The following is an 11,483-nucleotide window of genomic DNA, read 5'->3' as shown; positions in this document are numbered from 1 at the left end:
TTTTGACGTGATCCGAACCGCATTGCGGGCATAGCACTGAGATCTCGGCCATACAATAACCTTATAAAAAGCAAATATCGATATTATTCTACAGATTTTACGGATAAACCACGTCTAGAGCACTACCCACCGGCGCAGGCTCCTAGAGGAAAGTGGGTCGATGAGATCGTGGAGTTTCGTGCGCAAGCACAGACACGCCTTGATGAGACACCTAGCCTTAAGCACTACGTGGATGATTTGTTCGATAAGGCTTGGCGACAAGCGCGTCGTGGCGCGCTCAAGTCGTTTGAGGCCTATGGGGAGTTGGTGGAACTTCCTGAAGTCTGTCCCTATTCGTTGCAGGAATGCCTAGATACAGACTTTGTTCCGATAGGTCGTTAGTTTGGCGGGGATAAAAAACCGCACCCGAAGGTGCGGCTAACATTGCGTGGGGCAGCGTTAGGCCGCCGCCGTCCGGTTTCGCAGCGTCTAATTCGCTGCAATCGTCTGCTCGTATTCAGCAATCATGACCGGATCTGTCAATTCGGTTGGCAGATGGCTGAATTTCTTCACTAGGCCCGGCCAGAGTAGGTTGTAGAACACCTCGCCGCGCACTAAGGCGACGCCCTCGGCAGGGATTTCGTAGACCAGTTCGCGCTCTTCATGGGGGCGGAGTCGAGTGTCATCGCCAACCTTGGTGGCCATGGGTGGTGGGGCTGGCATGCCTTCGTCGTCGGTGATGGCATAAGACAGGTAGGCCTGGGGGTCGGACTTGGCAGGATGACCTTCGGCGTTTTGCCAGACAACCTCGCCCTGATCGTTGTAAGCCGTGAGCTTGATGTAGATGTTGCGGAAGGGGGCACCGGTGGGCAGTGCGTGCGGCAACTGGTTCTTCAGGTAGACGGTGGTTTTGAGGTTGTCGCCATTCGGCTCGGCATTGACATCAAAGATCAGGGCGCGCCTGACCATGGCCGGATCATGACCGCCGCCCATGCTGTGATCGGCGATACCATTGGCAATCGGCATATGGCAGGACAGGCAGTTTACATTCGAGAGGCTATCCCTGTATTCATTGCCGGTCTGGCAGAGCGGCACGCCATGCGGGTTGTCGCGCTGGTCATGGCAGCCCATGCAGGCATCGGAACTCTTGATCAGGCGCGGATTCGCTTCCATTGGCAAGGCCGGGATGATCTGGCCATCGAAGATGATGGGCTCGCCGAGATGTGGATTGGGCTTCTGGGAGCTGCTACCGCCGAGCCCGGCACCACCGAATAGATCACCACTCGCGGCCGCAAGTTGATTCACTCCGTTGTTGATGCCAATCGGGGCTTGTAGCTTATCCGAGAGTTCATAGGCCTGGATGCCGAGTTGTAGCTTGCCGTCCTCGCCCTTGATGCCTTTGTATTGCTTCATGGTATGACAGGCGATGCAGTTTACTCCCTCGTTATAGGCGACCTTCGCATCCAATTTTGTGCGCTTGTCAAGCGCGGCATTGGGGGCATGACACTGCAGGCAGATGGGGTATTTGCCAGAGGCCTTGTGCAGGACGCCTTCCTCGGTCGGGGAGCCGGCGACCATCTCGTAGAAGGTGCCGTGGATCGGGTCCTTGAGCGCGGTGCTGTTTGCATGCATCGAGCCCTTCCACTGCCGATAGATCTCTTGGTGGCAATTCGAGCAGACCTCAGACGAGACATGGTGGATGGGTTCGGCCTCGTCGGCGAGGGTGGACGCGGTTGCCAGCAACAGGGCGCTGGCCGCGATCGCATGGGTGAACAGTGAACGCAACATCAGGGTCATCCTCCTTCGGGAGTCAGCTTTTGGTTTTGCGGTTGACGATGAACATCAACAGCTATTGTCGGATGGCATGATCGGTGGCGAATATGCCCGAGGTCAATACCTTGGATTGCCGCTGCTTTGGGATGCTGTTGTAATCAGGCCGCGATCGATAGTGGTTGAGTGATCTATTTCAGCGATTCAGAAAATAAGTATTCACTTATTTATATGAATTGGCACCCTTGATTCGCTTAACTTTTGCCTGTCTTGCAGCGTCATGAGGCTTGTTTTGATGATGTGGTCATTCTCATTTCCGCGTTCTTTGCCCCTTATTTTTTGGGGTTTTTGTATGCTGTTCGTGGCGAGCGCCACGCAAGCGGCGAAGGTCGAACTCTCCTCCGAGCATTGGGGGAATCCGGCCGGCGAGCGCTGCGTGAGCTGTCATGAAAAATCATCGGCTGGGCTCACGCGCCAGTGGCATGAGAGCGCACATCGAGAAGCCGGGGTCAATTGCCTGGATTGCCATCAAGCCGAGGCCGCGGATGCCGATGCGATGGAGCATGAGGGCGAGATCATCGCGACCATCGTCTCGCCCAAGGACTGCGGACGCTGCCACACCAAGGAATACGAGGAGCAGGCTGGCTCGGTCCACGCCGAGGCCTATGCGAAGATCAAAACCCGCATCCCGGCGCTGGCGCATCAGTTGACTGGCGGCGCGATGCAGGCGGCGGGCTGCGATCAGTGTCACGGCTCGGAGGTCAAGGTGCTTGGCGATGGCACCCTCGACCCGGCGACCTGGCCCAACTCGGGTATCGGTCGGGTCAACCCGGACGGTTCCAAGGGCTCCTGTTCGTCCTGTCATGGCCGTCATGCCTTCTCGAAGGCCCAGGCGCGTGAGCCGAGTGCCTGTGTGCGCTGCCATTCCGGCCCCGACTCACCGGATAAAGAGGTGTTCGAGGCGTCCAAGCACGGCATGCTCTATGCCGCGCAACGCGACCAGATGAACCTGGATGGCGAGACCTGGATCGCCGGCAAGGATTACACGGCGGCCCCCACCTGCACGACGTGCCACATGGGCGCGGCGGGCAAGATTCCGGCCACGCATGATGTTGGCTTGCGTAATGCCTGGAATCTCAATCAGCCGGTGTCGCACAAGCAGTATCTGATTCTGTTTGAGGATGGCAGTAAGCTCGAACAGTCGGATGCCGAGGCGCCACCACGGCGGGGTAGCGAGCTTGTGAAGCCGGATGGCAGCACCGGCAAGGTGCGGGCGGTGATCGCGCCAGACCGCCGTCGTGGGGTGATGAGCCTGGTGTGTCTGGAGTGCCACGGCAAGACCTTCACCGAGAGCTTCATGACCCAATTCGACAATGTCGTCGAGTTGTATAACAGCAAGTTTGGCGAGCCGGCCGAGGCCATCATGGCGGCCCTCTACGAGCGTGGCCTGCTGACACCGCTACCCTTTGATGAGCCGCTTGAGTTCACCTATTGGGAGCTTTGGCACGATGAGGGTGCGCGGGCCCGCCATGGTGCCTCGATGATGAGCGCCAATCATGCCTGGTGGGAGGGGATGTACCTGGTTGGGCGCAATTTCTACAGCCGCTTCCTTCCGCAAGCACGGGCCGCTGCGGGTGAGCAGGCGGCAGAGATCATCGATCCAGTGCTCGCGAGCACCGGCCAGCATGAATGGCTGGGTGAGCCGCAGCAGGCCAATCCGATCCTCGGTTGGATGCCGCCTCCGGCGCCCGCAGCTCCGCCAGTCGAGCCCGCAGAGGTTCCGGCAGCAGCCCTGCAGTTGGTTCCGGCCGCGGTTGCCGTGGTGAGTGAGCCAGCAGCGGCCGATACGACCTCTGTGCCCAATGCTGCATCCGATGCGTCCACTGCGGTGGCCTCCGACACCAACCTAGCTCAGGACAAGCCGCAAAGTGGTTCTGCGGCTGCCGATGAGAATCAGGAGGCCGCCCAATGATCAAGCTCCAGGCGCCTCACTTCATCACCCGGCATGTGCTCTTCGCCTTGGTGGCCGGCGGCATTGGTGGTGTGGTGTTCATGTTCTTTCTCATCGAGTTTGATCACTACACCAGCTCAAACGAGTTCTGCACCACCTGCCACTCGATGACCTATGCCGATGACAGCTATCAGTCGACACCGCACTACAACTCGCCGTCTGGGGTGCGTGCGAGCTGTGGCGACTGCCATGTCTCCGAAGGCATCATCATGGCCACCTATGACCATGCGATCGGCACCAAGGACCTGATCAAGCAGCTGTTCGGGCCCGATTACGACGACCCGGTGGTGAATCTGCTGCATCTGCCAGAGGCGGCATTTGCGGCCCGAGACTGGTTTCGCAAGCGCGATTCGGCCACCTGCAAGCGCTGCCATACCCTAGAGGCGATCCAGGGCGTTCGGGCCAATACAGCGGCGATCCACCAAGAGGAGACCGAGGGCAAGAGCTGCATCGACTGCCACTACAACCTGGTGCATCGGCATGTGCCGAGCGAGAACACCTTCAAGCGCGAGGCCTGGAATGCGATGGTGGAGGAGGAGTTTGGGCTTGAGCCGGGCACTGCGGCCCAGCTGCTGAGCAGTGAGACGCAGTAGCCTCGCTCATCGCGCTCGGGCGGGTTGGCGGGCGCTAACGCCCGCGCCCGTTTACGAACTGGATCTGATCCAGTGGGGCCGCTTCTAAGATGACGCGACCGGCGCTGATTGGCCGTGTTCTTTCGAGGTGCATTTGCTTTGACTTGCGAGGCGTTCAGTGGCGCTCATCCCGTTACGCGCTGCGGCACAGCGTCCTCAAGGATGCCTTCCTCGCCTTCTGACTTGGCGATGATCACCGCGCCGGCCGAGTCGCCGGCGACATTGACCGCGGTGCGCATCATATCGAGGACACGATCGACGGCCAGGATCAGCCCGATACCCTCGAGCGGCAGGCCGACAGCGGAGAGGATGATGGCGATCGCAACCAGGCTGGCGGCGGGAATGCCGGCAACGCCGATCGAGGTCAGCAGTGCCAGCAGGACCACGCTGAATTGCGTCGCTAAGCCGAGTTCGATGCCATAGGCTTGGGCGATGAACATGACCGCGACGCATTCATAGAGCGCGGTGCCGTCCATGTTGACCGTGGCGCCGAGGGGGAGCACGAAGCTGCTGGTCTTGTTCGAGACGCCGGCATTCTTCTCGACGCATTCCATGGTCAGGGGCAGGGTGGCCGAGGAGGATGCGGTCGAGAACGCGGTCAGTAGCGCCGGGCTGACGGCTCGATAGTGGCGCAGTGGGCTGACGCCCCCGAGGAACCGCAGCAGCAGCGGCAGGGTGACGGCGAAATGGATGCCGAGTGCGATGACGACGGTAAAAAAGAATAAGGCCAGCGGTCCAAAGGCCTCGAGGCCGGTGTTGGCGACGGTCTTGGCGACCAACGCAAAGACGCCGAGCGGCGCGAAGCGCATGACCAGATCGGTGATCTGCATCATGATCTGAAACATGCCGTTGAAGAAGTTGTACTGCGCCTCGGCGTACTGGTTGGCGATCCGGGTCATGAAGAACCCGTAGAGGATGCTGAAGAAGATCAGCCCGAGCATCTGCGCGTTGCTCGCGGCGGCGACGATATTGGTTGGCACCATGCGCAGGAAGATGGCGACGATGTCGTCGGCGCCCTTATCGGCAAACTGCGCCTCAAGCTCGCTGGTGTTGGCGTTGAGTCCGAAGACCTCCTCCGCGCTGCCGTCGACGACTCCAGGCTGGATCAGATTGACCACCGCGAGTCCAACGATGATGGCCAGGAGGCTGGTCAGGGCGTAGTAGCCGATGGTCTTAGCGCCGAGGCGCCCTAGGTTCTCCGAATCGCCGATACTGGCAACGCCGACGATGATCGAAGAGACGATCAGCGGCACGATGATCATCTTCAGGGCATTCAGGAAGAGCTGACCGATGAAGTCGAAGATCGCAAAGAAGGTCACGCCGAACAGGTTGCCGTCCTCGCCAACCAGCAAGCCAACGATGACGGCCAGGGCGAGGGCAATCAGGATCTGCCAGTGCAGCTTGAGTTTCAGCAAGGCCATAAGCGGTGCTCCGGAGCCCAGAGATTCAGCAGATGTTCACAAATCGTGAACTGATGATACTATGAACGGCTGGGGTGTCGATCCATCACTCGCGTCGAGCCTGAACGCGGTGACCGTGGATGAGTGCATCAGCTATGCACCGCTTGAGTATGCGTCGGTTATGCCGGTGCTTGCTACGAGAGGGGCAGGGCGATCGGCGTCGAGAGATACCAACATGCATTTTCGCGTCTTTTATCTCATCAACCGCTCTGGCGAACGTGTATCGTCGACGAGCGCGGTGGAAATGACCGCCAAAGCGATCTGTGAACAGATGCTCGATCGGCTGCAATCCGAGGATGATTACCTTGGCATTCTTGGCTCCGACGATCATGCGCTGCAGATTCTCCCGGAGCCGGACCAAAACCGATACTACGTGGAGGTACCGTTAGACGCGGCCAAAGCCTCCTATGGTCGCTATGTCGATCGTGAAGAGCTTGAGGCCCTTATCCAGGGTCTGACGGCCCAGTTCGACGAGCGCAGCATTCCGGGGCTGGTCTATCGGCCCTGGTAATCCCGCGGTTGGCCTGCTCAACCTCAGACTGGATAGTCGGCCCTGGTATGCGCAACGGTTGCGGCATCCGTTCCCACCTTTCTGCCACGCTCCAATCTGACCTTGTGGATGCGTTTTAGAGGACGAGAGTTGATCCTGGTCGTTTGACGCTCCTGAGGTAGCTGTCTATCTTACACGGCCTAACCGGTAGGTAACAGGCTGCTCTGACACTTGCTTTTGGCGCAGTGGGGCCGGCGACCTGAAAGCCATTCGCTTCTATGGGGACACACGCTGATGGATGTTTTACAGCGGATCGAGCAGTCGCTTGAGGCCGCCCTCTCCAAGGGTTTGGGTGATGACTCGCCACCTCTGTTACAACAGGCCGTGCGTCACGCGGTACTGAACCCAGCATCGCGCGTGCGTCCGCGCCTCTGTCTTGCTGTCGCCATGGCCTGTGGCGATGACGCGCCAGCCGTCACTGACGCGGCCGCGGTGTCCCTGGAGTTGCTGCACTGTGCCTCGCTGGTTCATGACGATCTCCCCTGTTTCGATGATGCGGACACCCGCCGTGGAAAACCCTCGGTGCACCGTGCTTATGGGGAGCGGCTTGCGGTGCTCGCTGGCGATGGGCTGATCGTGCTCGCGTTCGAGAATCTCGCTTGGCATACGCTGCGCCACCCAGAGCGCCTGGCCCCGCTTCTGATGATTGTGGGCCGAGCGGTCGGTCTCAAAGACGGCATTGTCGCCGGCCAAGCCTGGGAGTGCGAAGAGCGGGTCGATCTAAGCGAGTATCATCGTCAGAAGACGGCGGCCTTATTTGCGGCTGCAACCGAGGCTGGCGCAGCGGCGGCGGGGCGAAATCCCGCCGAGTGGCGCATCCTTGGGGCCAATCTCGGCGAGGCGTATCAGGTCGCTGATGACCTCCGTGATGTGGCTGGCAATGCCGATGAGATAGGAAAGCCGGTCGGGCAGGATGCGGTGCACAATCGACCCAGTGCTGTCGCTGAGCTTGGGGTCGATGGTGCGCTTGAGCGTCTTGTCGGCTTGATCGTTGAGGCCGTGGATTCGATTCCGTCCTGTCCAGGCGCCGAAAAGCTGCAGTCCTTAGTGATTGGTGAGATGCAGCGCCTGCTGCCGCCACCCATGAGCGAAGACTTCATGCGCCGGCTCGCAGTCGCACGTGGCTGAGGCAAGCAGACGGTGATACTCAGTCAAGCTGAGTTGACGCATTCGAACGAAAAAGATGTAAATCGAACTTGACACACAGGGATGTCAGGTTAAACTCACACTCGTGGATTAAGCGAGCAACAGCATCTGTACCAGGGCTGATGCATCCTTTTTTACACATCGAAGTGCGGCGCAGAGATGTGCCGGACGGCACCTGAACAACGACCTTCACGAGAGGTTATTTCGATGGCTGAAAACAAAAATCTGTCCGGCCTGACCGACGAACAAGCAAAAGAGTTTCACGAGCACTGGAAGCATGGTACCTGGAGCTGGGTCATGATCGCCTCCGTCGTTCATGTGGTGACCTGGGTTTATCAACCCTGGTTCTAAACCGCTAGTCCAATTTCGACGAGGAGATATTCCATGCAAGTTCCTTATCTGATGGCTGACCCGACCATTGCAAAGCCCGATCATCCAGAAGAAGACTGGAAGATCTGGACCGTCATTAACCCAGCGACTTGGATGGTTCCTTTCTTTGCCATCCTGTTCGTGCAGATGTGGCTGGTCCACAGTTATGCACTGAGCCTGCCAGGCTACGGCTTCAAGGATTCTGCTCAAGCCGCTGTGGACGCTCGCTCCGCCGCCGTCATCGAGCAGGTTCAAGGCCAGCAGATCGCGCAGGTCCAATAAGATCATGCGTGATGCAGGGCGGTTCACCTCAGGTTGAACCGCTCGCTGGACGAGATCATCGATCGTCCACTTTGGCACCAAGCCAAGGATCATGACACCGGGAAGGTGATGAACAACGCCCTTAATGGGCGTTGTTTCGTTATGGGGCGTCGTCGCGACACGATTGCTGCGTGCTGTCAGCTGTGCAAGCTTCGTCGTCTTTCTTGCCTCGCGCGGCTGGGAGACCGGATGACTCGAGCGAGCTTGAGTGTGGCTCAGCGCTGTTGCTGGCCATGGTATGGATGAAGAAGGTGAGTGTTTTCGGCATCCATTGATGGTCAACAATTGTTGATGCACGGCGCTGCCATGTAAAATCGGCGACTCGATGGTGCGCTTACCCTGAGTGTCGTCACAGCTGCGTCTTGTAGCAGTTGTTTGTCGTGGCTCAGCGTACTTGCAAACCCTTCTTTTCTGTCGCTCGGTTCAACTCGCGAAGGTATCCAGTTGCAGCTTCCATTCCTTGAGCGTTGGCGCGTTTGGCGCGATCGCAAGCTCGCCAGTCCGAGCTTTCAGCGTTGGGCGGCGGATTTTCCGTTGACCAAGTTTGAGGCATCAAAGCGCGCCCGCGCACTCTTTGATATCACGGCTGGCTTCGTCTATTCCCAGATTCTCTATGGCTGTGTCGAGCTTGGCCTCTTTGATGAGCTTGCCGATGGCCCGCGGAGCGCTGAGGAGTTGGCCGGCAAGATGGGCATGACGCCTGCCGCAGCCGATCGCTTCTTGCGCGCGGCAGTGGCGATCGACCTGCTAGAGCGGCGCGGCAATGGCCGTTACGGGCTTGGCAAGCTGGGGATTGCGATGCCGGGCAATCCAGGGATTGCCGCCATGGTGCGCCATCATCGCATGCTGTATCACGATCTCGATGATCCGCTGGCGCTGTTTCGAGGCGAACTGAGCGAGACCGAGCTTGGACGCTACTGGTCCTATGCGGGCTCGGCGGACCCGGCGGCCGATGGTGATGAGCGGGTCGCTGAATACAGTCTGTTGATGTCTGCGTCGAGCGGTTTCGTCGCAGAGGACACGCTCGATGCCTTCCCGCTGAACGGTTATCGCTGCTTGATGGACGTTGGTGGTGGTGAAGGTCGGTTCTTGCTGCAGGCCGCCCAGCGCTGGCCGCATCTGCAGTTGCGTCTGTTTGATCTGCCTGCGGTCGTCGAACGCGCGCGTGAGCATTTCCGCGCCGCCGGCATCGAAAATCGTGCTGAGGTCTTTGGCGGTAACGTCAAGGTCGATCCGCTCCCGCGTGGAGCCGATATCATTTCCTTGGTGCGCGTGATCCTGGACCATAACGACGACGGCGCGATGACCATCTTGCGTGCCGTGCGGGCCGCGCTTGAGCCTGGTGGCACCCTGATCATTACCGAGCCGATGTCGGAGACGCCTGGGGTAGAACCCGTCGGCGATGCCTATTTTGGCCTCTATCTGCTGGCGATGGGCAGCGGGCGAACGCGTCCGCCGCGCGAGCATCGTGCCATGCTGCAAGCGGCTGGATTCGACCAGATTCGTTTTGTCCGCACGCGCCGGCCGCTACAAACCCGGCTCATCGTCGCCAAGGCTGCTTGAGCCTAGGTCTCTGGCTATTGCGAGCATGTCCGCAAGGCGGCTTGCTGGTCTGCCTGTTGCCCCATCTTCGCAGCCTTCCATCTTCAGCTATGGGTAGGCTCCTTGCTTTTGTTGCTCATCGATCCTGTTGGTGATGCCCGCAATGAGTCTGCCTTGGAGTGAGCTATGAATCGCTTGACCAAGTATCTCTTGACCCTTCCGTTTGCCGATGCTGGGACGACCGAGTTGCCGCTGCAGCGTATCCTGCGTCTGTCGCTCTTTCAGATCTCGGTTGGTATGGCGATGGTGCTGCTGTATGGCACCTTGAACCGCGTCATGGTCGTCGAGCTTGGGGTGTCGGCCTGGTTTGTCTCGCTGATGGTGGCCTTGCCGCTGGTCTTTGCACCCTTGCGCGCATTGATCGGACATCGCTCGGATTACCATCATTCGGCGTTCGGCTGGCGTCGCGTGCCCTATATCGCGCTTGGTAGCATGTTGCAGTACGGTGGCTTCGCGATCATGCCGTACTCGATTCTTATCCTCTCTGATGAGACCAATGACCTGATCTTCGTCGGACAGTTCTTTGCCGGTGTCTCGTTCCTCATGGTTGGAGCGGGCCTGCATACGGTGCAGACCGCCGGCTTGGCCTTGGCAACGGACTTGGCGACACCTGAGAAACGGCCACGAGTCGTTGCGCTGCTCTATTCGATGCTGTTGCTTGGGATGGTCGGCAGTGCGCTGCTGTTTGGCCATTTGCTCGAAGACTTTTCGCACAAGAAGTTGGTTGAGGTCGTGCATACGGCGGCCTTGGCGACCATCATCATGAATCTGATCGCGGCTTGGAAGCAGGAATCGATCGATCTCAAGCGTGCCGTGGCCAAGATTCCGCGACCACCCTTTCGCGAGACCTGGAACGCGTTTCTACGCGGAGGGTATGCGAGTCGCTTGCTGATCGTTGTTGGTTTGGGCACGGCCGGCTTCAGCATGCAGGAGATCCTGCTCGAGCCTTATGGCGCGCAGGTGCTGGGGCTAACGGTTGCACAAACCACCTCGCTGACCGCAATCCTTGCCGGCGGCACCTTTATCGCTTTTGCCTTGTCTGGTTATGTCCTGAGCCGGGGTGGGAACGCCTATCAGCTGGCTAGCGTTGGTGCCTTGGTGGGGGTCTGCGCCTTCCTGCTTGTGATTGTTGCGGCGACCATGGAGTCAGCCTTGGTGTTCCGGATGGGGACCGCGCTGATCGGCTTTGGGACTGGTCTGCTCGCGATTGGGACGCTGACCGCGGCGATGGAGCTTGCTGAACGTGGGCATGTCGGACTGGCGCTCGGCGCTTGGGGCGCGGTTCAGGCAACGGCACAGGGTGTCGCGATTGCGCTAGGTGGGGCGCTGCGTGATCTCGTCTCGGGAATGGCTGCCAATGGAACCTTTGGGCCAGAATGGACCAGTCCATCACTCGGCTATCGTGTCGTCTACAGTCTCGAGATCCTCTTGCTGCTCGCCGCCTTGGTTGTCTTGATTCCGCTGCTGTTGCGTCGACGTCGGGAGGCGGCAAACAGCACCCCTACACAATTCGGCTTAGATCAGATGCCCTAACCCTAAGAGGCTGTGCGCCTTAGAAATGGTCCATCAATGTCTTCCCGATGTGTGGGCCATTAAGGGTTATGGTTGAGTGATAATCGGGAAGTAGAAAATGGATAGCCACT

General features: G+C 59.2%; 11 protein-coding genes. 9 read left to right on the top strand and 2 right to left on the bottom strand.

Annotation, left to right across the window (positions count from 1 at the left end; all coding sequences use genetic code 11):
• Positions 1-21: 21 nt before the first annotated feature.
• A complete protein-coding gene (locus CCR96_RS25440) occupies positions 22-381 on the top strand; it encodes a DUF29 family protein (RefSeq protein ID WP_420827239.1) in 360 nt (119 codons plus the stop codon).
• Between the two features lie 87 nt (positions 382-468).
• On the opposite strand, the gene CCR96_RS00835 is transcribed toward CCR96_RS25440, so the two are convergent.
• Entirely contained in the window at positions 469-1,767 is a 1,299-nt protein-coding gene (locus CCR96_RS00835) for a cytochrome c family protein (RefSeq protein ID WP_242518266.1), read from the bottom strand.
• A gap of 334 nt (positions 1,768-2,101) precedes the next feature.
• Between CCR96_RS00835 and CCR96_RS00830 the strand changes: the two genes are divergently transcribed.
• Positions 2,102-3,721, top strand: coding sequence for a multiheme c-type cytochrome (locus tag CCR96_RS00830; RefSeq protein WP_242518264.1), 1,620 nt, complete (start codon positions 2,102-2,104; stop codon positions 3,719-3,721).
• Positions 3,718-4,353 (top strand): cytochrome c3 family protein, encoded by a 636-nt coding sequence (locus tag CCR96_RS00825; RefSeq protein WP_201215133.1) that lies wholly within the window; start codon positions 3,718-3,720, stop codon positions 4,351-4,353. Before CCR96_RS00830 ends, CCR96_RS00825 begins: the two co-directional genes overlap by 4 nt.
• 164 nt (positions 4,354-4,517) lie before the next feature.
• On the opposite strand, the gene CCR96_RS00820 is transcribed toward CCR96_RS00825, so the two are convergent.
• On the bottom strand, positions 4,518-5,813 hold the full coding sequence (locus CCR96_RS00820; protein WP_201215132.1) for a dicarboxylate/amino acid:cation symporter: 1,296 nt from the start codon (positions 5,811-5,813) through the stop codon (positions 4,518-4,520).
• A gap of 61 nt (positions 5,814-5,874) precedes the next feature.
• Between CCR96_RS00820 and CCR96_RS00815 the strand changes: the two genes are divergently transcribed.
• The 6 genes from CCR96_RS00815 (at position 5,875) to CCR96_RS00790 (ending at position 11,373) form a co-directional block, all read left to right on the top strand.
• The gene (locus tag CCR96_RS00815) at positions 5,875-6,363 is read left to right on the top strand and encodes a hypothetical protein (protein WP_338035786.1); all 489 of its coding nucleotides are present in this window, start codon (positions 5,875-5,877) and stop codon (positions 6,361-6,363) included.
• Between the two features lie 273 nt (positions 6,364-6,636).
• Positions 6,637-7,530: a polyprenyl synthetase family protein gene (locus CCR96_RS00810; RefSeq protein WP_201215131.1), complete on the top strand. Its 894-nt coding sequence runs from the start codon at positions 6,637-6,639 to the stop codon at positions 7,528-7,530.
• Positions 7,531-7,755: 225 nt separating this feature from the next.
• Positions 7,756-7,899: a light-harvesting antenna LH1, beta subunit gene (gene pufB / locus CCR96_RS00805; protein ID WP_200244288.1), complete on the top strand. Its 144-nt coding sequence runs from the start codon at positions 7,756-7,758 to the stop codon at positions 7,897-7,899.
• 33 nt (positions 7,900-7,932) lie between these two features.
• Complete coding sequence (gene pufA, locus CCR96_RS00800; protein ID WP_201215130.1) at positions 7,933-8,199, top strand: light-harvesting antenna LH1, alpha subunit; 267 nt, start codon at positions 7,933-7,935, stop codon at positions 8,197-8,199.
• Between the two features lie 483 nt (positions 8,200-8,682).
• Positions 8,683-9,801, top strand: coding sequence for a methyltransferase (locus CCR96_RS00795; protein WP_201215129.1), 1,119 nt, complete (start codon positions 8,683-8,685; stop codon positions 9,799-9,801).
• Positions 9,802-9,966: 165 nt separating this feature from the next.
• The gene (locus CCR96_RS00790; protein WP_201215128.1) at positions 9,967-11,373 is read left to right on the top strand and encodes a BCD family MFS transporter; all 1,407 of its coding nucleotides are present in this window, start codon (positions 9,967-9,969) and stop codon (positions 11,371-11,373) included.
• Positions 11,374-11,483: the final 110 nt, after the last annotated feature.

Origin of the sequence: Halochromatium roseum (genome assembly GCF_016653315.1) — a bacterium.
Lineage (GTDB): Bacteria > Pseudomonadota > Gammaproteobacteria > Chromatiales > Chromatiaceae > Lamprobacter > Lamprobacter roseus.
Note: the sequence above shows the minus strand (reverse complement) of the source record. Positions and strands in the feature narration are given on the sequence as shown.

Bases quoted from the DNA above. Each gene is read 5' to 3' on its own strand.
- CCR96_RS00790 (WP_201215128.1), top strand. From the start codon at position 9,967: ATGAATCGCTTGACCAAGTATCTCTTGACCCTTCCGTTTGCCGATGCT.
- CCR96_RS00825 (WP_201215133.1), top strand. From the start codon at position 3,718: ATGATCAAGCTCCAGGCGCCTCACTTCATCACCCGGCATGTGCTCTTC.
- CCR96_RS00815 (WP_338035786.1), top strand. From the start codon at position 5,875: ATGAACGGCTGGGGTGTCGATCCATCACTCGCGTCGAGCCTGAACGCG.
- CCR96_RS00835 (WP_242518266.1), bottom strand. From the start codon at position 1,767: ATGTTGCGTTCACTGTTCACCCATGCGATCGCGGCCAGCGCCCTGTTG.
- pufA (WP_201215130.1), top strand. From the start codon at position 7,933: ATGCAAGTTCCTTATCTGATGGCTGACCCGACCATTGCAAAGCCCGAT.
- CCR96_RS00830 (WP_242518264.1), top strand. From the start codon at position 2,102: ATGCTGTTCGTGGCGAGCGCCACGCAAGCGGCGAAGGTCGAACTCTCC.
- CCR96_RS00820 (WP_201215132.1), bottom strand. From the start codon at position 5,813: ATGGCCTTGCTGAAACTCAAGCTGCACTGGCAGATCCTGATTGCCCTC.
- CCR96_RS00810 (WP_201215131.1), top strand. From the start codon at position 6,637: ATGGATGTTTTACAGCGGATCGAGCAGTCGCTTGAGGCCGCCCTCTCC.
- pufB (WP_200244288.1), top strand. From the start codon at position 7,756: ATGGCTGAAAACAAAAATCTGTCCGGCCTGACCGACGAACAAGCAAAA.